Origin of the sequence: Calothrix anomala FACHB-343, from assembly GCF_014696435.1 — a bacterium.
In the GTDB taxonomy this organism is placed as follows: domain Bacteria; phylum Cyanobacteriota; class Cyanobacteriia; order Cyanobacteriales; family Nostocaceae; genus Aulosira; species Aulosira anomala_A.
The window spans coordinates 72,843-97,200 of record NZ_JACJQG010000020.1 but is presented as its reverse complement, the minus strand read 5'-3'; the positions used below and the strand labels follow the sequence as shown (position 1 = coordinate 97,200).

Genomic DNA, 24,358 nt, shown 5'->3' with positions numbered 1-24,358 from the left:
AGCAAATTATGATAATTCTCCATTGGTAGCTGCATCCATGAAAATCTTGCTTGTAGAAGATGATGATTTATTAATTAAAGTTCTCAGCAGAAATCTGACAACCCATAACTATGTTGTAGATGTGGTCAAAGATGGAGAAATGGGTTGGACTTATGGCTCTACCTTTGAGTATGACCTGATCGTACTAGATATCATGCTGCCAAAGTTAGATGGTATCAGCTTATGCAAGCGCTTCCGCACCAATGGATACAGTTTCCCAATTTTACTACTTACAGCACAAGATAATATTACCGCGAAAGTTCAGGGCTTGGATGCTGGTGCAGATGACTACATGGTTAAGCCTTTCGACCCTGTAGAATTAATCGCCAGGATTCGCGCTTTGCTGAGGCGTGGTAGTAACAATCCTTTTCCTTTACTGACTTGGGGCGATTTGCTGCTTAACCCCAGTACTTGTGAAGTGACTTATAATGGTCGCCCCCTCAATTTAACGGCGATGGAGTACGATTTGCTAGAATTATTGCTGCGAGATTGTCAGCATGTGTTCAGCACGGAAGAACTTCTTGATCGCTTATGGTCTTCGGAAGAATTTCCTTCGGAAGCTACAGTCCGTTCCCATATCCGTCGGGTGAGACACAAGTTAGTTGCAGCAGGCGCGCCCCACGATTTTATTGCTACTATGCATGGAAGGGGCTATTACTTAAAAGCCATCAATACAGAAGAATCTTCTACACAATTAGCTACAAATAATAATAGTAATTATACGGATGAGGAATCAATAGCGTTATCTCCACAAAAGTTGAGCGATGGGGAAAATTATCGCCCTGCGACTGATTACCAGCAACAATATCTCGCTTTTCTCAACGACACGTGGAAGTCTAGCAAAGCCAAAACCCTAGACCAGATTGGAGTATTATTACAAACCGTCAGGGACTTACAAGCAAATCAACTCAAAACTCAACAACAAGCACAGGCGCAACAAGTAGCCCATAAACTAGCGGGTACTCTGGGAATTTTTGGGTTAACAAAAACAATTCACATCGCCAGACAGTTAGAGTATTGGTTAGGTGGTCGAGAACCGCTACAACCAAAACACGCACCATTGATGAAAACTTTGGTGATGGCTCTGCAGCAAGACATTGAGCAGACTACACTGATTCAGATGTCGCAAATTCCCAATGGGCAATCACCCCTATTACTAATTGTCAGTTCAGACAGCGAGTTTAACCAATCTTTAGCGGATGTAGCAGCAACTAAGGGAATTCGGATTGAGATTGCGCCGTTGCTGGATATGGCTAAAACCTTACTAACAACCGAGTCAATTTTTGATGCTGTCGGTCAAAATCCTGATGTTGTGCTGTTGCGCTTACCGACTAGTTTATCAGATTCAGACAATAATATTTGGGAAATATTGCAGATATTAGCACAACGTTACTCGGAATTACCGATTGTGGTGATGAGCGATCGCAATGAATTAAGCGATCGCTTAGAAGTCATGCGCCGGGGTGGAAAATTGTTTTTAGCCGCACCGATTTCTGCTGAACAAGTGATTGACACTGCAGTCAATTTGTTACGCGGTACGGAAGCAGCCAAGAAAGTGATGATTCTTGACGACGATCAAGAATGGTTACGCACTCTCCCTACTCTCCTTAAACCTTGGGGATTTAAAGTCACAACCCTAGCCGATCCGCAACAATTTTGGGCAGTACTGCAAGCAGTCACTCCCGATGCTTTAGTATTAGATGTGAATATGCCACAAATTAACGGCTTTGAACTGTGCCAAATTCTCCGCAGCGATCCTCATTGGCAACGGTTACCTGTATTATTTCTGAGCGTACTCACAGATGCCGCCAGCCAAAATCAAGCTTTTACTGCAGGTGCTGATGACTATTTGTGTAAGCCAGTCAAAGGAGTCGAACTCGCTAACCGGATTCTGCGGCGGTTACAAAGAGTTAAAGCTTGGGCGAGTTAATTATGGGGCATGGGGCATTGGGCATTGGGCATTGGGCATTGGGCATTGATTATTCCCCCTTTTCCCTTCCCTGCACCCTGCACCCTGCTCCTCTGCTTCCCATTGCCGATGGAAGCATGAATAGTTGTGAGCGAAACCAACGCATGGGAAAATACTGTTGGTCGCTGAACTGCCTCATTGACTATGAAACCTGTTGAGGTAATTGCCAGAGATCGGAGTAGGGGACTGTGAGCTAATACCTATTGACCTATTATCATTCCTGATTATTATGCAAACATCGATCAGAAGCCATCAGCATTCTCTCATCCACAAATTGGCGGATGCCATTGAAGAAATTTGGCATCAGTACTTGGATCTCTCCCCTTACTCTATCCCTGAAGGTTTAGGTTATGTTGAGGGACATCTGGAAGGTGAACGGCTGATCGTGGAAAATCATTGTTACCAGACGCCACAATTTCGCAAACTACATTTGGAATTGGCGCGAGTCGGTAATGGATTGGATATTCTTCATTGTGTCATGTTTCCCAATCCTGAATATGATATTCCCATTTTTGGTACGGATTTGGTAGGCGGACGAGGCGGCGCAATTAGTGCAGCGATCGCGGATTTGTCTCCTGTAAGTAGCGATCGCACTCTCCCCCCACGTTATTATCAACAGTTGTCGGTTTTATCTCCTGTGGAGTTTTCCCAACCACGGGCTTTACCAGAGTGGGGTGATATCTTTTCAGATTTTTGTCTGTTTGTACGTCCCGAAAACCCCCAAGAAGAAGATAAGTTTTTCCACCGCGTGCGAGAATTTTTAACCATTCATTGTCAGATTGCGAGTACAGAAACTCCCCTGACATCAAATCTTGACATCTCCAGAGTGCTAGCAGGTCAACGCTATTACTGTACAAAGCAACAACAGAATGATAAAACCCGCCGAGTTCTCGAAAAATCCTTTGGGACAGAGTGGACAGATCGCTACATAAACACGATGCTGTTTGACTATGTAGCTTGAAGTATTTGTCAAAAGCGCACAGCAATCAATCCCTAGCGCCGAGAATTTTTAAAGTGGCTTTCTGGGCTGGAGTTAAACCTGTCACGCCTTGAATGTTCATCCCTTGATAGGGACGAGGCGATCGCAAAATTTGTAAGCATTCGCCTGTAGCGATATCCCAGAGTCTAACTGTCTCATCTTGGGAACCACTAGCGAGGATTTGTCCTTGGGGATGAAATGCGATCGCCCAAATCCAATTACTATGTCCTTGCAGGGTTTGCAAGTATTCCCCGGTTTGACTGTGCCAAATTTTGATGGTTTTGTCGTGACTCCCACTAGCAACGCGATCGCCATTGGGGCTAAACTTGACATCAGTGACGGTGGTTTTATGTGACTCTATTGTTTGCCAACTATTACCTGTGTGAATATCCCAAAACTGAATTTTATATTCTTGATTATCCCCAGTTGCTAACAGTTGACCATTAGGATGAAAGGCTACTGCACCAATTAAACAATATTGTCCTGGTAATACTTGTAAATTTTCCCCGGTGATAGCATCCCATAAATGAATGCTATTTTCCCCCATACTCGCTAAAAATCTCCCATCTAGACTCCAGACTACAGAAAATACCCAGCCTGTATGACCGGTTAAAGTGCGCAAACATTGCCCTGTGGCGACATCCCAAATTTTGATTGTCTTATCTGCACTCCCGCTAGCTAACCTATGCCCATTAGGACTATAGTTAAGTGCAAAGATAAAGCTACTATGTTCTTGGAGAATTTTGTCATATTCTCCGCTACTGAGATTCCACAAGCGAATTGAGCCATCTAAACTACCACTAGCTAAAGTGTTTCCATCAGTATTGTAGGCTAATGCCATAACATCGCGGCTATGTCCTGGTAAGTTTTTGACTAAATTACCCGTTGCTAAATCCCATAATCTAACTGTGTGCCCCGTGCTACTCGCTAGCGATTCACCATCAGGACTAAAAGCAACTGCACCAGTAAAAATGGGGTAACCGTGAAAAGTTTTAATACATCTGCCCGTATTCACTTCCCATAATCTAATACTTTGGTCTTCTGCACCACTGGCGAGAATGTGCCCATCGGGACTAAAAGCAATTGACCAAACACGGGTAGTGTGACCGGATAGGGTTTTGATACATTTACCTGTATTCAGATCCCAAATACTAATTGTTGCTGCTTCGCCGGCGATCGCTAAAGTTTTGCCATCGGGACTAAAAGCGATCGCCCAAACTAAATCTATCTGCGATCCTTGTAAGGTTTGCCAACACCTACCTGTACTCACATCCCAAAGTTTGACTGTTTTATCTTCGCTACCAGTGGCGAGAATTTGCCCGTCAGGACTAAAGCTAACAGACCAAATTGCTTGATGGTGTTCGTCTAATGTCTGCAAACATTCCCCTGTATTCACATCCCAGAGGCTGACTGTTTGATAATCGTTACCACTGGCGAGAATTTGCCCATCCGGACTGAAAGCCACCGGGCCGATTTTATGAGTATCTTCTGAGAAAGTTTTGATACATTCTCCCCTGTGGATATCCCAGAATTTAATAGTCTGTTCTCGGCTAGTACTGGCTAAAATTTTATTATCTGGGCTAAAGCTAGATAACCAACTGCGAATGCTTTCTTGATGATAGCTGTGCAAACATTGCCCTGTATTCACATCCCAGAGTTTAATTATGCCATTTTCACAACAACTGGCGAGAGTTTGCCCATCTTGGCTAAAGTTAGCTTGCCAAACCCAGCCTGTATGTCCTTCTAGATGTTGTAGTTGTTGTCCATCTGCAATATTCCACAACCTGACACTACCATTAGCATCGCCTGTGACCAAAACTTGACCATCAGGACTGAATTGGACGGTGAGAATATTCACCAAAGCCTGATGAAAATTAGATTTTCTCAGATCGCTATTGCGAAAGTTTACCTGATACAAGTTGATGTTTTGCAAACAAGCTTGCCAAATGGTTAAACCGGAAAAATCCCAGCCAGTGAAATCAACATTGAGTTGACGCAGGAGGTTAATTGTATTTCCTGCTGCATATCCTGGTATGGCGGCAAATTTACTGCGCAGTAGAGAAATAATTTCTTGCAATCTTCTGGTAATAGTGGCGGGATTGTTCCAGATAATATTGAGACTGTTTAATATCGGTGCTAAAATCACCCGTTTTTGACTCTCACTCACATAATCCTTCGCTGTTGCTTCCATTAAAGCGTAGGTATTATAGAGGTTAATTTCACCGCTGATAATTTCTTGACAAACTTGTTTAATTAATTTATCGGTCATGTATTCCATGACTACAGGTTGTTGCGTATAACTACCCGATTGCTGTTCAATAAGCGATCGCCCCTGCAAAGATAAGAGTGCTTCTAATAATTCTCGCTTGGATATTTGAGGGATAATGTCTGCTTCTAATTCGGGGATGGTTACCCATTCCCGTTTAATTGCTAACCAGTACATCAGTTGCTGTTCGTTCACCGCCAAGCGACTAAATTGTTGGTCTAAAATTTGCCAGATATCCCCAAAAACAATAGTTCCTTGGGCTAAAAATGCCTGAATATTGCCACCAAATAGTCGCTGGATTGTAGTAGCGACGATTTTTAAGGCGAGAGGATTACCTGTATAGCGCTGAATTAAATTATCAAATTCATCTGGGGAATTTAGCAGTCCTTTGGTGAGGAGGATTTGCCTAGCTTCGGCTTCGGGTAAACCTGTTAATTGGAGCGATCGCACTGGTAAATTATCTCCTTCTCTGGCGGTAAAGCCAATGGGTTTTTCCCGACTGGTAATCAGCAAGCAACTTTGATGGCGTTCATCTCCCAGCCGGCGCAAAAGTTGTCCGTATCCTTCATATCCCAAACGATAGCGTCCGGATCTGGTTCCAGTCGCTAACACCGACTCCACATTATCCAGGACGATTAAACAGCGTTGAGCCGCCAGATAATTCATTAAGCCGGAAATTTGCGCTTCTACAGTTTCTGGGAGATTGACAGCTTCTCCTTCAGAAACAAAAGCAATGATGTCTTTGAGCAATTCCACAATTGGTGGCGCATTCCGCAAACTACGCCAAATCACGTAATCAAAATTATCTTGCAGTTGTTGTGCTAACTTGACAGACAAAGCTGTTTTCCCAATTCCACCCATTCCTAATAAAGCCAGCAACCGACATCGATCGTTGACAATCCATTGTTGCAGTTTGCTTTGTTCTGTCATGCGTCCATAAAACACAGACACATCTATTGCTTCGCCCCAATCTTGTTGCAGTGAGGTTTTTGGCTGTTTTTCTCCCACGGGATTCTCTATGAGAGTCGGAACTGATACTTCTGCTGGTTGCAGATTTACATAACGTCTTCTTAAGACAGATTTAATATTACTTTTATTGACATTTTCCCCTAATGCCCTTGAGAGTGTCTGCCATAATCTATATCCTACATCGCGGATATAATCATCATCATAACCAGATCTTTCGGCAATCTGTGCATAAGTATATCCTTCCCAAGATTGACGAAGTACTAGCTCTTGAATATTACTTAAATGCTTCTGCTGTAATACTAGATCTAATACCAGCATTGCTTGCTCAAACGTCAATTCTGTAGCTCCTACAAGCTCTAGGAAATAAAGAAGATTATCTCAAAATTAACCAGTAAATTAGCATAATAAAGCTGATTTTAAATCCTTTTTAGTTAATTAAATTGTTTTTTTGTTTAAACCAGATTTTTTATGATTTTTTATGATTTTTTTTTGCCATACCAATTTACAGATGAGTTCGCTAAAGCAGATTGTATTCTTTAGCTACAATATATAGCTGCCAGTTTGGCTAAATTTTGTAAATTTTATTACAGGTACTAGAAACAAAGAGAAATTTGATTTTTGATTACTAAATATCAAGCATGATAAATACATAATTAAATATTTTTTATCTCCTTTATCTCATTTATCGCTATATAGATATGCCTCTAAGAAGCGAGGAAGGAATTAATTGAGAAATTCTCTATAGCAATCCTATTTCAGTTGTGAGAAATATCGGTGTTGGCTGTTGACTGGTGACTGTTGACTGTCAACGGTTAACAGTTAACAGTTAACAATCATTTATGTAATCTTTCACAAATTATTTAGAATTGCTATAGTATGATGTCATCATAATTAAGAGAATTGGAAATAAATCTGTTATCTTCACCTCTAAATAAATTCGACTGTTATAATTAGCAAAAAATTTTGTAATCAATTAAGAAAACAGCCTATTAATAGAGTTAAGCTATTCTGCTTTTAAGTTGCACAATCCATCGTGAGATCTGTTGACAGTTGACCGCGCCAATTTTAGATTTTAGATTTTAGATTATTTCGGTTCATGCACAGCCGTGGGTGGAACAAATCCAAAATCGTCAATTTAAAATCCCCAAGCTGCATCCCGGAATCGGTGCAGTCAATCCAAAATCGTAAATCCAAAATCCAAAATTGATTGACCGTTAACAGTAGGGGCTGGTTTATTGAGATCTTGTTAAGCTGCTCAACTGATGTATTACTGGCTTCTCAAGTTAGAAAAAGCTAACTCATGGGCATACTAATATTATTAAAACCATTAAGCAAAAGTAATTTTGCAGATGAGGTAAGTACAATATGAGATTGGGGCTGGATTTCGGATGCAAGATTTTAGGATATCAAGTTGTCGAAGAATTGCACGTTAGTTCGACAACTATTGTCTATCGTGGTATTCGAGAGACAGACCAACAACCTGTAATTATCAAATGTCTCAAATCTGATTATCCAACTTTTGGGGAAATGTTGCAGTTTTGCAACCAGTACAAAATTGCCAAAACCCTTGATTTTCCGGGAGTCGTTCGCCATTACAGTTTAGAAGCATACGACCATAGCTATGCATTAGTGATGGAAGACTTTGGCGGAATTTCCCTGCGGGAATATACGAAAATCCAGCCTTTAGAACTCAGTGAATTTTTAGCGATCGCTGTGCAAATCACCGAGATTCTCCAACAAATTCACCAAAAGCGGATAATTCACAAAGATATTAAACCAGATAATATTCTCATCAATCCCCAAACCAAAGAAGTTAAACTCATAGACTTTAGTATCGCTTCTTTACTACCCAGAGAAAGTCAAAAGATTAAAAACCCGAACCTGCTGGAAGGAACCCTGACTTACATTTCTCCAGAACAAACAGGAAGGATGAACCGGGGAATTGACTATCGCAGTGATTTTTATTCCTTGGGAATTACTTTTTTTGAACTGCTGACAGGCCAACCTCCTTTTATAACAGCCGATCCCATGGAGTTGATTCACTGTCATTTAGCCAAACAACCCGCACCTTTAGAACAATTTAAAATTCGCTGGGAAAAGGTAAATTCAGCGATAAATCCGCCACAAGATTGGCCTAACTGTGCCCCCGATTCCCAGTATAAAATTGAAGCCATTCCCCAACCAGTAGCAGATATTATCTGGAAATTGCTGGCGAAAAATGCTGAAGACCGCTATCAGACTGCATTAGGATTAAAACAAGACCTGCAAATTTGTTTAACGCAATGGCAACAGACAGGAAACATTGCCCCATTTGCCATTGGTAAACTCGATGTGAGCGATCGCTTTTCGATACCAGAAAAACTCTATGGTCGTCACGCTGAAGTCCAAACTTTACTAGATGCATTCGATCGCGTATTTCATAGTAACCATCCGCACAGCGAATTAATTTTGATTGCGGGGATGTCGGGAATCGGTAAAACAGCCGTTGTCCATGAAATCCACAAGCCCATTGTCAGACAAAGGGGTTACTTCATCCAAGGTAAATTTGAGCAATTTCATCGTAACATTCCCTTTTCGGCATTTGTCCAAGCATTACGCGACTTAATGCGACAACTGCTAGCAGAATCAGATCTGCGTCTAGAACAGTGGAAGCGGAAAATTACCGAGGCTGTGGGCGATCGCGGCCAAGTAATCATCGAGGTAATTCCCGAACTAGAATTGATTATTGGTCAACAACCCCCAGTACCAGAACTATCGGGAACCGCAGCGCAAAATCGATTTTATCTTCTATTACAAAAATTTATTCAAGTTTTTACTCATCCCCAGCATCCTTTAGTTATTTTCTTAGATGATTTGCAATGGGCGGATTCAGCTTCGCTGCGATTGATGCAACTATTAATCAGCGCAGCAGATACAGGTTATCTTTTACTCATCGGGGCTTACCGCGATAACGAAGTCTCTTCCATTCATTCGCTGATGTTAATGCTGGATAAAATTAATAAAACCACAGCGATCGTCCAGACTATCAGCCTTAATCCCCTGAAACTCAGCGATATTAATCAGCTAATTGCAGACACCCTCAGCTGTCCCCCAGAAAAAGCCGCACCCTTAGCCGAATTAGTCTATCAAAAAACCAACGGCAATCCGTTTTTTACCCAGCAATTTCTTCAGTTATTATACGCAGAAGAATGTATTAGTTTTAATAAAAATACTGGTTACTGGCAAGGCAATTTACCACAAATTCGCGCCCTCGCCCTCACAGATAATGTGGTGGAATTTATGGTGCAGCAAATTCAGAAATTACCCATCCCTACCCAAAGAGTTTTGCAACTCGCAGCTAGTATGGGTCACGTTTTTGATATTGCCACCTTGGCGATTGTTTACGAAAAATCTCAGCTAGAGACAGTCTCTGACTTATGGAAAGCCATACAAGCCGGATTAATTCTCGCTGTTAACGAAGTTTGCAAATTTTTTGTCGATCCCGACTGTGAAAATACTATTTGTCAATTACCCCTGATACCTCACCCCTTACCTCAGTACAAATTTTTACACGATCGCGTCCAACAGGCGGCATATGCTTTAATTCCAGAGACAGAAAGACCGGCTACTCACCTGAAAATTGGACAACTACTGCTAGATCGCACTCACATAACCGAAGCCAGGGAAAAACTCTTCCCAATTGTCAATCAATTAAATATCGGTAAAAATTTAATTTGCGAGCCTAGCCAAAAACATCAACTAGCGCGACTCAATCTTCAAGCCGGATATCAGGCCAAAAGCGCCACAGCCCACACCGCCGCCTTAGAATATTTCACCACAGGGATTAATTTACTACCAGAAGATAGCTGGCAAACCCAATATCAACTTACCCTAGAAATGTACGCAGCTGCCCACGAAGCCGCTTATTTAAGTGGTAATTTAGAGCAAATGGCGAACTTGGCCGTAGTGATTGGAGAAAATGCTCGTAGCCACTTAGATACAGTCAAAATTACCGAAATTCAAATTCAAGCAGCACAAGCACAGCACCAACCAATTAAAGCAGTGGAGATGGCGCTGAAGTTCCTCCAACCCTTAGGGATCGCTTTTCCCGAACAGCCTGGTGAATCAGATATTGTTCAAAAATTTGCCCAAACTTCATCGATTTTAGCCCAGAGGCAACCGCTAGATTTAGTTAATTTAGCGCCAATGACCAACCCGGAAAAATTAGCCGCCATGCGCATTCTGGCGGCTGTCTCATCTTCTGCTTATGTTGCAGTACCGGCATTATTTCCCTTAATTATTTTGGCGCAAGTTAACTTATCTGTGGAATATGGCAATACTCCCACCTCTAGCTATGGCTATGGCTGCTACGGACAGTTGTTATGTGGGTTACAAGGAGATATTCATTCTGGCTACCAATTTGGCCAGTTAGCGCTGAAACTCCTAGAAAAGTTTCCCGCCGCCGAACAAATCGCCAAAACCTATGGAGAAGTGAGTCTAGGAACCTTGCATTGGCAAGAACCGGTGAGAAACAGCTTATCTTTGTTAACAGAAGGCTACCAAAGCGGACTAGACACAGGAGATTTACTTTGGGCGGGTATTTGTGCGATCGCTTATGTGATGCATTCCTGGTTAGCTGGAGAAAATTTAACCGATCTCCATCAAGAAACTGGGACTTTTATCGCTCAGTTAAATCTCAGCAAGCAAGCCGCACTGGTAAATCAAATTGCCATTTTTCAACAAGGAATCGTAAATTTATTAGAGCAGACAGCAGCACCTTGGCAGTTACTGGGTAAAGCCTTTAATCAAGAACAAATGCTACCCATTCTCCAACTAGGCAAAGATAAAACAGCTTTGTGCTATTTTCATAGCAACCAACTGTTTCTCAGTTATTTATTTGGAGAGTTTGATTTAGCCATTAGCGCCGCGATCGCTACAGCAGATTACTTAGAAGCCGCCACTGGATTATTTATCGTTCCTAGCTTTTACACCTATGATTCTTTAGCCCATCTGGCAATTTATCCACAAGTTAATCCAGATGAGCAACAACAGATTTTACAGCGAGTTACTAGCAACCAACAACAGCTAAGGAATTGGGGAGAACATGCCCCAGCTAATCATCTACATAGATTTTATTTAGTAGAAGCAGAACGATATCGCTTACTGAATAATAAAGCTGCCGCCTTGGAATTTTATGATTTGGCAATTACCACAGCCAAAGTTAATCAATACCCCCATGAAGAAGGTTTAGCTAACGAATTAGCCGCAAAATTTGCTTTAGATTGGGGAAAAAATAGCCTAGTTCAAGACTATATGATTAACGCCTACTATTGCTATGCCCGTTGGGGAGCAAAGGCAAAAATTCAACAATTAGAACAATGCTATGCTGCTTATTTAAAGCCGATATTACAATCAGAAACGCTGAATTTTTCCTCAGAATTAACTATCCCAGTTGTGGATAATCTGATAACTGAGCATGATAGCCCTAGTCAAAATTCTCAATCTAGCAGTAATAGTCTATGTGCAGCCTTAGATTTAGCTACTGTACTGCAATCTTTTCAAATGATATCTAGCGAAATTCATCTTGATAAATTATTAGCTACCCTGCTGCAAGTAGTTCTAGAAAATGCCGGCGCAGATAAATGTGCTTTACTCTTACAAAAAGAAGATAGGTTAGTCATAGAGGCAACTATTACTATAGGAGAAAAACCTCTAGTCTTACAATCCCTGCCTTTAGAAAGAAGTCAAGAACTGCCGATTTTATTAATTAATTCAGTAAAAAGAACCCTACAACCTTTAGTATTAATTGATGCTACTGATAATTTTGGGCTAACAGCCGATCCCTATATTTTGCATCAGCAACCTAAGAGTATTTTATGTACCCCAATTATGCATCAAGGTAAACTATTGGGGATTTTGTATCTAGAAAATAATTTAATTACGGGAGCATTTACGAGCGATCGCGTCGAAATCTTGAATCTCCTCTGTACCCAAGCCGCGATTTCCTTAGAAAATGCTCGCCTTTACCAGCGATCGCAAATTTACAGCCGACAATTAGAGTTATATTTAGAGGAATTACAAGCCAGCGATACCCGGTTTCAGAATTTAGCTAATAACATTCCTGGGATGATTTACCAATTCCGGTTATCTCCTGACGGTACAAACTCTACACCCTATGTCAGTTGTGGTTGCGCGGAACTTTATGAACTACCACCCGATGAAGTCATAGCCGGGAAGTATAATCTTTACTCCTGTAATCATCCTGAGGATATGACACAAGTGGGAGAGTTAATTAGCCAATCTGCCGCAAATTTAACTCAATTTAAACATGAATGGCGAATTATCACCCCTTCAGGAAAGCTCAAATGGATTCAATCTGTAGCGCAACCGCAACCGCAAAAAGATGGCTCGATTATTTGGGATGGAATTGTTATTGATATTAGCCATCGCCAATTTGCAGAAGCTCAAGCCCAACAAAAAGCCCAAGAGTTAGAAGCAGCTATGCAAGACTTGCAACAAACCCAATTACAATTAATTCAGAATGAAAAAATGTCTGCTTTAGGTAATCTGGTTGCTGGTGTCGCCCATGAAATTAATAATCCTGTGGGGTTCTTAGTCGGTAACTTACAACCTGCAAAAAATTATATTCAAGATTTGTTAGGCTTACTAGATTTATATCAGCAACAGTTTCCCGATCCCGGTCAAGAAATTCTCGATGAAGCTGAAGCCATCGACTTAGAATATATCCGTGAAGATTTACCCAAACTCATAGACTCGATGAAACTGGGTATCGATCGCATTCGCAGTATTAGTAACAGTCTGCGCACCTTTTCCCGCGCCGACCAAGATTATAAAATTCCCTTTAATATTCACGAAGGCATTAACAGCACCATCTTAATTCTTAAACATCGCCTCAAAGCTAACGAACACCGTCCCGCCATTGATGCGATGAGAAACTTTGGCAATTTACCTGCGGTGGAATGTTTCCCCGGACAACTCAATCAAGTGTTTATGAATATTTTGGCTAATGCTATTGATAGTATAGAGGAATTGAATCAACAACGCAGACAAGGTAAGTTTCGTCCCCATTTCCCGCAAATTATCATTAACACAGAACTCGTACCAGCTGGAGACACTTTTTCTACCCCCCATGCGATCATTCGCATTAAAGATAACGGTATTGGGATGAGTGAAGCAGTCAAAAACCGGATCTTTGAGCATCTATTTACTACCAAAACCGTAGGTAAAGGTACGGGTTTAGGATTAGCGATCGCTTGGCAAATTATAGTTCAAAGACATCAGGGAACTATCTCTGTAGAATCAACCCCGGAACAAGGGGCAGAATTTATCATTTCTCTGCCAGTCAAAGCTGATAATACATAAACAAACCCGACATAAGCTAATGCAAATCTAAATTGCAAGGACTGTCAACAGTCAACCGTCAACAGTCAACAGTCAACCGTCAACAGTCAATAGCCTTCACAATGGATTGTGCAACTTAAAAGCAGATTAGCTTATCTAGAAACTTGACCCCAAAAATAGCTGTGAGTGTTAAGTTAATTTTTGCTGTGAAATTTCCCGAAAAATGGGTGAGAAACTATACCAGAAATCTAAATTATTAGGATAAACTGTTGCCATTATGTGAGGAGTAAACAATGGTTAATCATAAGCTGGGACGCTTATTCTCAGTCGGGTTTATCAGTTTTTGTTTTTGTTTAGGTATGAGTATCGGAATTATCATCCGGTTTGGGCAGATACAACGCTCGAATGCTGCTACCACACCTGCGGAAAATTTACCATTTCCCTTTGCTATTCCTGAAAATCAAGAAGTACCTGGAGATACCATCACGATTAAAGCTGTCGGAGATGTAATTCCGGGTACAAATTTTCCTAACTACAGATTGCCAAAATTTCGCGATGAATTAATTCCCAAATCTGTAAGAGGTTATCTACAAGGCGCTGACATTTTATTTGGGAATTTTGAAAGTAGTTTAACTACCTATCCCTATAGTTCTAAAGATATGAGCCAAGGACAAATTTTTGCCTTTCGCTCTCCACCTAGTTATGCACAGTTATTTGCAGATGTTGGCTTTGATGTTTTCAATTTAGCTAACAATCATGCAATGGATTTTGGCCCTTTAGGCTTTCGCGATACGGTGAAAAATCTCAACGCTGTAGGAATTGAAACTTTAGGACATAAAAATCAAATTCTCTATTCACAAGCTAATAATATCCCGGTAGCAATGATCGGATTTACTACATATAATATGTACAATTCCGTTCACGATTTAGCAGCAGCTAAAGCTCTGGTATTAGAAGCAAAAAATAATGCCAATATTGTGATTGTCTCTATGCAAGCAGGTGCTGAAGGTACAGGTGCGTTACATATCAAAGATGAAACCGAGTTTTTCTATGGCGAAAATCGCGGTAATTCGATGCAGTTTGCTAGGACAATGATTGATACAGGCGCAGATTTAGTTATCGGACACGGGCCTCACGTTCCTAGAGCTATAGAAATTTATAAAGGAAAACTCATCGCCTATTCTTTGGGTAACTTTTTAGGCTACAAAACTTTGTCTACAGCAGCTGAAACTGGTTACTCGATGATTTTAGAAGCGAAACTCAATTCCCAAGGAGATTTAGTCGGCGGTAAAATTATTCCCGTGCATTTAGATCGTCAAGGTATACCGAGAATCGATCAGCGTTTTCGGACTGTCGGATTGCTGCGTTATTTAAATAAAAAAGCTTTTCCCGAAAATCAAGTGAAGATTAATAAAAAAGGGGAAATTGTGGTGATGAATACAAAGTAATACTAATTTAAAATTCAACATTAACAAAGCACATTAACGCCCTCACCCTCAAGGGTGGGGCTATAATTACAAAGCCTGCAAAAGCAGGCTCGATTATATGCGTCTTCATCTTGAATTGGTATTATTAGGTTAGGGTGAACTATGCCCACCCTAACTACATTGAACCTAAATTGAATTTGACAGTGTAAAATCATTTATTCAAACGTAAAAATCTGAATTTATCGGGCAATCAAAATCTACATACCTTAAATCTTTCAATATTTCTCTAGATCAACAGATTAATTCATTAGCAGGAAATTCCTTGAGAATCCGTTTCAGAGAAGTAATTTTAATCCAGTTCATCGCATGAGATATATCTACCCATTGCCGTTGTCTGTGCCCTGCTTCTGGGTAATCTTCACACAATATTTCTACTGGTAATAAATACATATTAACGCGGTAATTTTTACCACGTTTACGATATTTATAGGTACCAATTTTGCGATCGCTAACCGTCCCAATAACGCCAGCCTCTTCCCAAGCTTCTTTAGCGGCGGAATCTGGCGGACTCATCCCATTGGGAATATCGCCTTTTGGCATTACCCATTTACGGCGATCGCGGCTGGTAATTAACAGTACCTCAATTTTGCCATCTTGCACTCTATAGGGAATTACCCCAGACTGTTTTGATACTTTGTTGATTTTTGAACTCATGTGGTTTGCATCCTATGGTTTCATGTAGCTGTACTTATTGGTAACGGCTGTTAGCCAAAGAATCGGGACGAATGAGGGAAAAATTAGTGCCATTTAGCCCTTAAGGCTCATATTAACTATTTTTTCTCCACTAAATTGCTATATGAGTACTAACTATTTCACCTTTTCACTTTTGTGTTGTCAATTAGTGATTTAAGGGATACGTAATTAAGTAAAGATGAAATTGTCAGTATGCGCTAAGTACCGGAGGGTAGATAATGGTTTTGGGAGGGTATGGGGCATTGGGTATGGAATATTTCTTGATAAGCTTCGGTTAGCGAGGATTGCCAAAGCCTTACTCCTTATTTCCCAGCATCGAGAACGACCTCCACCAACCAGGGAATATTAAAATACCATATATAAATCACGACAAGGGTTTGTGATGTGAAAAATCGCTAACATATATCCTAGACTCTGTCAAAGTGCGCACAAGATTCTGTAAACTAAATAACTGGAAATGCTTTACAGGCTTCCCATATCGGCGGCGGCTTTGAAGAAAGCAGCAAATTGATTAAGAAAAATTTATGTCGCTCATAGTTCAAAAATACGGTGGTACTTCTGTTGGTTCGGTAGAACGCATTCAATCTGTAGCCCAAAGGGTTTATCAGACTGTTACAGCCGGAAACTCTTTGGTAGTGGTAGTTTCCGCAATGGGTAAAACCACTGATGGGTTGGTGAAGTTGGCTAATGCTATCTCTGCTAATCCTAGCCGCCGCGAGATGGATATGCTGCTTTCAACTGGGGAACAGGTAACCATTGCTTTGTTAAGTATGGCGTTGCAGGAAATTGGACAGCCAGCAATTTCCATGACTGGAGCGCAGGTAGGCATTGTTACCGAAGCTGAACACACCCGCGCCCGGATTTTACACATTCAAACCGATCGCCTGGAGCGTTGTCTCAATCAAGGTAAAGTCGTTGTGGTAGCTGGGTTTCAAGGTATCAGCAGCAGCGAAGAATTAGAAATTACGACTTTGGGTAGAGGTGGTTCGGATACCTCAGCAGTAGCCTTAGCTGCGGCATTAGGGGCAGATTTTTGTGAAATTTATACAGATGTGCCGGGGATTTTAACTACAGATCCGCGTTTGGTTCCCGAAGCTCAATTGATGGCGGAAATCACCAGCGATGAAATGCTAGAACTGGCGAGTTTGGGCGCTAAAGTTCTCCATCCCCGTGCGGTGGAAATTGCCCGGAATTATGGCGTTCCCCTCGTAGTTAGATCGAGCTGGACTGACGATCCGGGGACTTGGGTAACATCACCTAAACCTCAAGGGCGATCGCTCGTCAATTTAGAAATCGCTAAAGCTGTAGATGGTGTAGAATTTGATACTAATCAAGCGCGAGTAGCTTTGTTGCGCGTACCCGATAAACCAGGGGTTGCTGCTAGGTTATTTGGAGAAATCGCTCGTCAAAATGTAGATGTAGATTTAATTATCCAATCGATTCATGAAGGTAATAGTAATGACATTGCCTTTACAGTGACAACACCAATATTAAAGCGGGCAGAAGCAGTAGCGGCGGCGATCGCTCCTGCACTGCGCAGTCACCCCCACGCGCCAGCAGAAGAAGCGGAAGTGATGGTAGAGCAAAATATCGCCAAAGTCAGCATTTCTGGCGCAGGAATGATTGGGCGTCCCGGTGTAGCGGCGCAGATGTTCGCTACCTTAGCCGAAGCTGGGGTGAACATTCACATGATTTCCACCAGCGAAGTCAAAGTGAGTTGCGTTGTGGGGGCAGAAGAATGCGATCGCGCTGTGGCAGCGTTGCGCAGTACTTTTGAAATAGCAGAGAATGAGGGGATTGGGGGACAAGGGGGACAAGGGGGACAAGGGGGACAAGGAGGACAAGGGGGACGGATAGGAGAAACTTCTCCCTCTCCTGCGGTTCGTGGCGTGGCTTTGGATATGAACCAAGTTAGGCTGGCGATTCGGCAAATACCCGATCGCCCTGGAATGGCGGCGAAAATATTTGGCTTATTGGCGCAGCACAACATTAGTGTGGATATGATTATTCAATCCCAACGCTGTCGGATAGTTGATGGGATTCCCCGGCGCGATATTGCTTTTACTGTGGCGCGGATGGATGGGGAAAATGCCCAAAAAATGCTAGCGCAAGCGGGTACAGAGTTAGGCTGGGGTGAAGTTGTACTCGATAGTGCGATCGCCAAAGTCAGTATCGTCGGTTCTGGAATGATAGGACATCCTGGCGTGGCGGCGAAAATGTTTGAGGCGCTATCGCAACATCAAATTAACATTCAAATGATCGCTACCTCGGAAATCAAAATTAGCTGTGTTGTCGCGCAAGAACAAGGTAGTAAGGCTCTGCAAGTGATTCATGAAGCTTTTGGGCTGGCTGGTAGCGAGAAATTTGTCGTTCCCGCTTAGATTTATTGCAGAATGCAGGTAACGCCAGGGCTGTACATCGATGCTGTACGCCCTTTTTACAGCAGTTTTCATGCATTTGAACCACAATCGTAGTAGGGGCACGGCATCTACAATCTTCTCGTATATACAATAATCTTACTGGTGCCGTGCCCCTACAGTGTTGTCTATTTACCTAAAAATTGCTGTAATTCAATCAGGGTTAGATTTTTATCGATGGAAAATGCGATCGCTAACGCAGATATCTATACAAGAATTTGTAGGGATGAGAAATTCGCCCTTACATCTGTTTTTCTATCATCTATAATTTCAGGTAAACGAGGTACGCGCTTCGGGGCATGGCAGTGCCAATGCCCCTACATTCAACAATTATCTGTACCTCACCAACTTGCAATTCGCTGTAAATGGTATTAGTTGTTTTGTTCTCAGTATTTAGAGCTAATTGATATTAATTCTCTATAATCTCAATATTAATTTATTCACTATCTTTGAGAAAATTCATATTACATTTCGTAACACGCTATCGGTGAGTTTGGTTGGCTGAATTACACTTGAATTTTTTGAGAATCTCTTGTATAAATCAACTAATACTAGGGTATTTTATGTTTTTATCTATACAAATAATTTTGCATAATTTTAGCCAGTATTTATACACAAGCTATAATCAGATAATTCTGGATACAACTATGATTTGTTTTCATGAATAGTTACCTTCTAGATACACGATACCGAATTGTAGCAGTGCTGAGTGCGGAGGAATTGACTCAAACCTATTTGGTTGAAGATAGTAATCTTCCCGAAAGTCAATTTATCTTAAAGCAACTACGCCCTGCTAATAATAATCCTCAAGAGTTAAATATATTGCGGCGCTTATTTATAGGTGAAGCAGAAACTTTAGAAAAACTGACTCACGCACATAATCAACTGCAAAAAGTAGCGACTTATTTTGAAGAAAAGGAAGAATTCTATTTAGTGCAAGAATTCATTCCTGGTAATCCTTTAACTGAGGAAATTTTGCTAGGAATACCTTTAGAGGAAGAGCAAGTTATTAACTTATTATTAGAATTATTAGAAATTTTAGCCTTTATTCATAGTTATGAGGTAATTCACCAAGATATTCAACCGTCAAATATTATTCGGCGGGATGCAGATAATAAATTAGTGTTAATTGACTTTAGTTCTCCTAGAGAAATTGTGACTACAACTATGGGTAACCTTGAATATATACCCATAGAACAATTACAAGGTAATCCACAATATAATAGCGATATATATGCTTTAGGAATCATGGCGATCGCTGCATTACAGGGATTGACAGAAGATGAATTAACTATATTGATCGGCAACAAAAATGTACTCACTGGTGAAATTATTTGGCGTAATAACATGCCGCAAATTAATCAAGAACTCGCAAAAATTATTGATAAAATGATACGTTTTGATTATCGCAAACGTTATCAATCAGCTAATGAGGTGATAGATGACCTCAAACAGATAAATGATGCTCAAGAAGCTCAAGAAGAACCCAAACAAGAAAAACAGAAACTGCAAAAACCTTGGTTATTACTCACAGGAATTGCTGGTTTTCTCGCTCTGGGTACAGCAGCCTGGTTTTTTTTCACGCCAAAACCGGTAGGCGATGCTAAGTTATTATATTTGCAGGGAGTAGAAAAGTATGACACAAATGACTATCAAGGAGCAATAAAAGACTTTACACAAGCACTGGAAATTAATCCTAAAGATGCTAAAACTTATAATGCGCGCAGTGATGCTTTTTATCAATTAAAAGATTATCAAAAAGCCCAATTAGATGCGAGTAAAGCAATTCAGCTTAATCCAAAAGATGATAATGCTTATTATGACCGAGGGTTTTCCTATTATCAATTAGGTAAATATAAAGAAGCGATCGCCGATTATAGCAAAGCAATTCAACTCAAGCCTAAAAACCCCTATACTTATTATGGACGGGGTCTAGCTTATGTAGAGCTAAAAGATCCGCGAAAAGCAATGGTAGATTTTAATAAAGCGATCGCCTTACAACCCAACTATAGCGGCGCTTATTTACAACGGGGTATTTTACGCCGTCGTTTAGGACAAACGCAAGTAGCAATTCAAGATTTTGATACCACAATTGAGATGAATCCCCATGATGCTCAAGCTTTTTTTCAAAGGGGTTTAACACATTTTGCGAATAACGATAGAGAGTTAGCGCTGAAAGATTACAACAGTGCAATTGAGCTAAATCCCAAATATATAGAAGCTTATCTGAATCGGGGAGATATTTATAGTGAATTGGGGAAGAATCTCGAAGCAACTGAAGATTTCAATAAGGCACTAGAATTAGATCCTAAATCGTCTCTAGCTTATTTACATCGAGGAATGCACCGCTTTTCTCTCGGCAATTATCAAGGTGCCATTGCCGATTATAATGAAGCAATTAAGCTGAATCCAAAAAATGGCACAGCTTATAATAACCGGGGAAATGCACATTTAGAAAGCGGCAATAAAAAAGCAGCAATTGCAGATTACACTAAAGCGATCGCAGTTAGACCGAATTATGCTTTAGCTTACTACAATCGCGGTTTGGTGCGGGTTAAAAACGGCGATAAAAAAGGCGCGATCGCTGATTTTCAACAAGCAGCCAAAATCTTTAAACAGCGAGGACAAACAAGTAGTTATCAAGATGCTCAAAAAGAAATAAAAAATTTACAAAAATAGCCTGTTTAATGAGATATAGTCCCGATGTTGATGCAATACCCTATAAGGGTATTGCTATAATAACAAAGCCTGCAAAGGCAGGCTTGATTACGAATTATTAGTTATTAGCTTGGCTTTTTAATTGCTCAATTACTGTAAACCGAATATCGCGTTTTTCTGCAATTAACTTTATTCCTGGTTGTTGTAAATTTAAAAAATCTAATCCTTTTTCTTTACCACTAATTAAAAATTCTGTAGTCGCGACTTTGTAAGTTTTGTTAGCATCTAGAATTTGACCATTAATTAACCAATTTCCAGAGTTTGAGTCTTGAGTAACTTTGGCTGTCTGTAAATAGCCACCATTACCTTTATTAGCTTTTCCCTGCTCTAATACTCTTTGTAATAGGGCACCATTTATCTCTATTGTCACAACTTTACCACCAAAAGGTAAAATACGAATGACATCATATTGGGTAATTACGCCAGGGGGAATAATATCATCAATGCGAATTGAACCACCATTAAATATAGCTAAATCTGCTTCTGGAACTTCCTTTAACATCGCCGCAGCAATTAAATCTGTTAACTTAGTAGATTTATTGCGAACGCTAGATTCTAACCCATCTAAAGCAAATGATAATCTAGCGATTTCTTGATTAGGTTCAAAACCATTAGCGCGAAATGCTTTATAACCTTTTTCTACCCAATTCTTAACTACTGTAGCTGTTTTCGGTTCTTCGGTAATTTTTTCGGTAATAGGTATAAGTTGAGAATTAATTTGCAGATTTTTTTTAATAGTATCGTAACTTAATTGATGTAGGTAAACTGTACGCGCATTCGCATCAGCTTTAAAAATTGGCGTAAAATCTCTACCTCGCCATTGCTGAATATTTTCATGCTCATGACCGCCAAGAATAATATCAATTTCTGGTACAGTTTCTGCTAATAGGCGATCGCTTTCTATAGAAAGATGAGTAAGCGCCACGATAATATCAACTTTTCCCTTCAGCGCTTTAACTTGCTGCTTCGCTGTCTCAATCGGATCGGTATAACTGACGTAATTAGCCGGGTTACTATTGATAGTCAAACCGATTAACCCTACCGTGACGATAGCACCGCGATCGCCTTTGACATTAAATATTATTGAGCGAGATACACCTTTAAACGGTTGCCCTTGACTATTTGATACATTACTAGAAACCCAACGAAAGCGCGATTCTTGCAAACGTTGGTAAAACAGCTTTTCTGGTAAATCAAATTCATGATTACCAAAAGTCACATAGTCAAAGCCAACAGCATTCATCACCCCTACCATTTGCTGACCGGCTAGCGGTGTACCATTAATTTTAGCAGTTCCTAAAGCTGAAGGGCTAAGAAAATCACCAGCTAACACCGTATATGTACGCGGGTTACTTTGATAAAGTTGTTGTCTTAGGGTAGCCACCCGCGCCAAACCCCCACGAGTTCCCCCTTCTACAGGCGTAATTTCGTAAATATCATTGAGTTGTAGCAGATTAATCTTGACAATTTCTGCCATTACAGGTGTAGCTAAAGCTACTGTTGTTAACACCTGCACAACAATCCAGCAACCCTTGGCGATAAGTTTCATATTTAGCTGGTAATTACTTATACAGCATAGATTTTAAAACTTTTTCAGGTTTGGGAGCGATCGCTCTTAAATAAATTCCCTCCACTTCCCTACTTATTTCTTGGCGCACTTGGCGTTCTTGGCGGTTAAATCATCTTTTTTAGACTGTATTACCCAGCCTATATATTTAACTCGCGTATACTTACAAATCCGCCATCAATCTTGCTTTTTTGAGCATAAACTTCAACACTGTTTCCTCAGCAGAAATAATATCTGCTCTACCTTCCATCCCTGATTGGACAGTACATTTTTTCATCCCCGCAGCCAACACCATAGTTTCTGGTTGTATGGTGACTTCATAAGTACCAGTTTTACCAGAAATTCCAGCTTCCTGTGGATTGTAGCTCATCGCATCAGGTGAAATAGCGCTAACCTTGCCTTTGAGAGTGCCGTAATCTGTGTAAGCACAACCAGAAACCCGCAATTGCACCTCTTGACCCTTTTGCACTTTAGGAACATCTGCTGATGTCACCCATGCTTTAATAATCAAAGGGGATTCGCTAGGGGAAATTTGCGCCACCACATCACCAGAACGCAGTACTTGAGAGGTGTTACGTAAATTCAGTTCTTGAATTGTCCCAGATGCAGAAGCACGAATCACCGTATCAGCAATTTCTTTATTTACCTGCTGCAGTTCTTGTAAATTACTGCTGAATTGCTTTTGCATCTCCAGTTTTTGCTGAATTAATTGTTCTCGTTCTCGTTTTAAACTAGCGAAGCTGACTTTACCTGTGGCGATTTGCGCTGCAATTTTCTCCTGAGAAATGATGATATTGGCATCATTAGGATTGAGTTGTGTTGATATAGCTTGCTGTCTAGCTTTGGCAGCTGCTATAGCTTGTTGTTGTTGCTCAATAGCTTGTTGGTATTCTTCCACAGTAGCTTGCTGTGAGGCTAGTAGCTGTTCTTGTTGCTCAACTGCTAACTGTGCTTCTTGAAATTGATCTTGAGATATAGAACCAGTTTGCGCTAAGGGTTGATAGCGATCGCGTTTTGCTTTAGCTGACTTAAAAGCAGCTTCACTAGACTTGAGAGTTGCTAAAGCCGATTTTAACTTTAACTGGCTTTTTTGTAGCTCCTTTTGCACTTGCTGTAAATTGGCTTCCGCTTCCTTAGCTTGAGCGGTGGAATTAATTTGCCTATCTTGGAAATCTCGTTGACTGCGGCTAAGTTCAGCTTTAGCAGAAGTAATATCGCGGTAAGTGCGATCGCTTTCTGCTGCTATCTGAACATCCAAGGCGCGAATTTGTGCATCAATTTGCGATATTTGCAGTCTAACTTGTTGGATATTGGTTAATAATTGCTGGTGTCGAGTTTGCAAGCGGGAATCATCAAGTTTAGCGATGATATCCCCTTTTTTTACTACTTGATTAGGCTGTACTGGAATACTTTTAATACTACCTTCCGTTGCTGCTTGCACTAAGCGTAATTCTCCCGTAGGGCGTACAATAGCAGGAGCTTTAATAATGACTTTGTATTGCAAAATACTTGAGAGGGTAATAGTAGCAGTAAAAATTCCTAAAAGTGCCAATCCGCCATAAGTATTCCAACTACTAATAGGTGGTAAAAAATCGTTTGGTAAAGCAGGGCGAAGAAGTTTGTAATTAATCCCCGATTCAATTTTTTGTTGAGTGATAAAATCAAAATCTCTTTCAGGCACAGTTAATATACAGTTATTAGCTTTATAATCCAACTTTTTAACAATCATTTTTATCACAAATTAGAAATAATTTATATAGAAAAAATTACTTATTTAGTAAATGTATTACATTACATAAAAATTTTATAATTTGTAGACAGATAACAAAGTGACACATTAGTAAAAATCCCATTATTTTTTTGCCATATTCTGCTATAGAAAGCATAAAATTAGAGAAAACATATAAAAATCG

General features: G+C 40.6%; 11 protein-coding genes. 7 read left to right on the top strand and 4 right to left on the bottom strand.

Annotated elements, in window-relative coordinates; all coding sequences use genetic code 11:
- The first annotated feature begins 37 nt into the window (after positions 1–37).
- Together H6G08_RS13725 and H6G08_RS13720 are read left to right on the top strand one after the other, a co-directional pair.
- Complete coding sequence (locus tag H6G08_RS13725) at positions 38–1,969, top strand: response regulator (protein ID WP_190543175.1); 1,932 nt, start codon at positions 38–40, stop codon at positions 1,967–1,969.
- A 268-nt stretch (positions 1,970–2,237) separates the two neighbouring features.
- On the top strand, positions 2,238–2,969 hold the full coding sequence (locus H6G08_RS13720) for a phycocyanobilin:ferredoxin oxidoreductase (RefSeq protein WP_190543171.1): 732 nt from the start codon (positions 2,238–2,240) through the stop codon (positions 2,967–2,969).
- Between the two features lie 25 nt (positions 2,970–2,994).
- Here H6G08_RS13720 and H6G08_RS13715 read toward each other — a convergent pair whose 3' ends face one another.
- A complete protein-coding gene (locus H6G08_RS13715; protein WP_242046152.1) occupies positions 2,995–6,540 on the bottom strand; it encodes a WD40 domain-containing protein in 3,546 nt (1,181 codons plus the stop codon).
- Between the two features lie 1,047 nt (positions 6,541–7,587).
- On the opposite strand from H6G08_RS13715, the gene H6G08_RS13710 reads away from it, so the two are divergent.
- Both H6G08_RS13710 and H6G08_RS13705 read left to right on the top strand, forming a co-directional pair.
- On the top strand, positions 7,588–13,584 hold the full coding sequence (locus tag H6G08_RS13710; protein ID WP_190543165.1) for a trifunctional serine/threonine-protein kinase/ATP-binding protein/sensor histidine kinase: 5,997 nt from the start codon (positions 7,588–7,590) through the stop codon (positions 13,582–13,584).
- A 272-nt stretch (positions 13,585–13,856) separates the two neighbouring features.
- Positions 13,857–15,011, top strand: coding sequence for a CapA family protein (locus H6G08_RS13705; protein ID WP_190543162.1), 1,155 nt, complete (start codon positions 13,857–13,859; stop codon positions 15,009–15,011).
- Between the two features lie 270 nt (positions 15,012–15,281).
- Here the strand turns inward: H6G08_RS13705 and H6G08_RS13700 are convergent, their stop codons facing one another.
- A complete protein-coding gene (locus H6G08_RS13700) occupies positions 15,282–15,704 on the bottom strand; it encodes an NUDIX hydrolase (RefSeq protein ID WP_190543159.1) in 423 nt (140 codons plus the stop codon).
- A gap of 563 nt (positions 15,705–16,267) precedes the next feature.
- Here H6G08_RS13700 and H6G08_RS13695 point away from each other — a divergent pair.
- The 3 genes from H6G08_RS13695 (at position 16,268) to H6G08_RS13685 (ending at position 20,839) form a co-directional block, all read left to right on the top strand.
- Positions 16,268–18,124, top strand: coding sequence for an aspartate kinase (locus H6G08_RS13695; protein WP_190543156.1), 1,857 nt, complete (start codon positions 16,268–16,270; stop codon positions 18,122–18,124).
- Positions 18,125–18,284: 160 nt separating this feature from the next.
- The gene (locus tag H6G08_RS13690; protein WP_190543154.1) at positions 18,285–18,428 is read left to right on the top strand and encodes a hypothetical protein; all 144 of its coding nucleotides are present in this window, start codon (positions 18,285–18,287) and stop codon (positions 18,426–18,428) included.
- Between the two features lie 392 nt (positions 18,429–18,820).
- Positions 18,821–20,839, top strand: a complete 2,019-nt coding sequence (locus tag H6G08_RS13685; RefSeq protein WP_190543151.1) for a tetratricopeptide repeat protein — start codon at positions 18,821–18,823, stop codon at positions 20,837–20,839.
- A 97-nt stretch (positions 20,840–20,936) separates the two neighbouring features.
- Here the strand turns inward: H6G08_RS13685 and H6G08_RS13680 are convergent, their stop codons facing one another.
- A complete protein-coding gene (locus H6G08_RS13680) occupies positions 20,937–22,427 on the bottom strand; it encodes a bifunctional metallophosphatase/5'-nucleotidase (protein WP_190543148.1) in 1,491 nt (496 codons plus the stop codon).
- A 181-nt stretch (positions 22,428–22,608) separates the two neighbouring features.
- Positions 22,609–24,174: an HlyD family secretion protein gene (locus H6G08_RS13675; RefSeq protein WP_190543146.1), complete on the bottom strand. Its 1,566-nt coding sequence runs from the start codon at positions 24,172–24,174 to the stop codon at positions 22,609–22,611.
- Between the last annotated feature and the right edge of the window lie 184 nt (positions 24,175–24,358).

Coding starts and splice junctions, on each gene's coding strand:
- H6G08_RS13725 (WP_190543175.1), top strand. CDS start 38: ATGAAAATCTTGCTTGTAGAAGATGATGATTTATTAATTAAAGTTCTC.
- H6G08_RS13720 (WP_190543171.1), top strand. CDS start 2,238: ATGCAAACATCGATCAGAAGCCATCAGCATTCTCTCATCCACAAATTG.
- H6G08_RS13715 (WP_242046152.1), bottom strand. CDS start 6,540: ATGCTGGTATTAGATCTAGTATTACAGCAGAAGCATTTAAGTAATATT.
- H6G08_RS13710 (WP_190543165.1), top strand. CDS start 7,588: ATGAGATTGGGGCTGGATTTCGGATGCAAGATTTTAGGATATCAAGTT.
- H6G08_RS13705 (WP_190543162.1), top strand. CDS start 13,857: ATGGTTAATCATAAGCTGGGACGCTTATTCTCAGTCGGGTTTATCAGT.
- H6G08_RS13700 (WP_190543159.1), bottom strand. CDS start 15,704: ATGAGTTCAAAAATCAACAAAGTATCAAAACAGTCTGGGGTAATTCCC.
- H6G08_RS13695 (WP_190543156.1), top strand. CDS start 16,268: ATGTCGCTCATAGTTCAAAAATACGGTGGTACTTCTGTTGGTTCGGTA.
- H6G08_RS13685 (WP_190543151.1), top strand. CDS start 18,821: ATGAATAGTTACCTTCTAGATACACGATACCGAATTGTAGCAGTGCTG.
- H6G08_RS13680 (WP_190543148.1), bottom strand. CDS start 22,427: ATGAAACTTATCGCCAAGGGTTGCTGGATTGTTGTGCAGGTGTTAACA.
- H6G08_RS13675 (WP_190543146.1), bottom strand. CDS start 24,174: ATGATTGTTAAAAAGTTGGATTATAAAGCTAATAACTGTATATTAACT.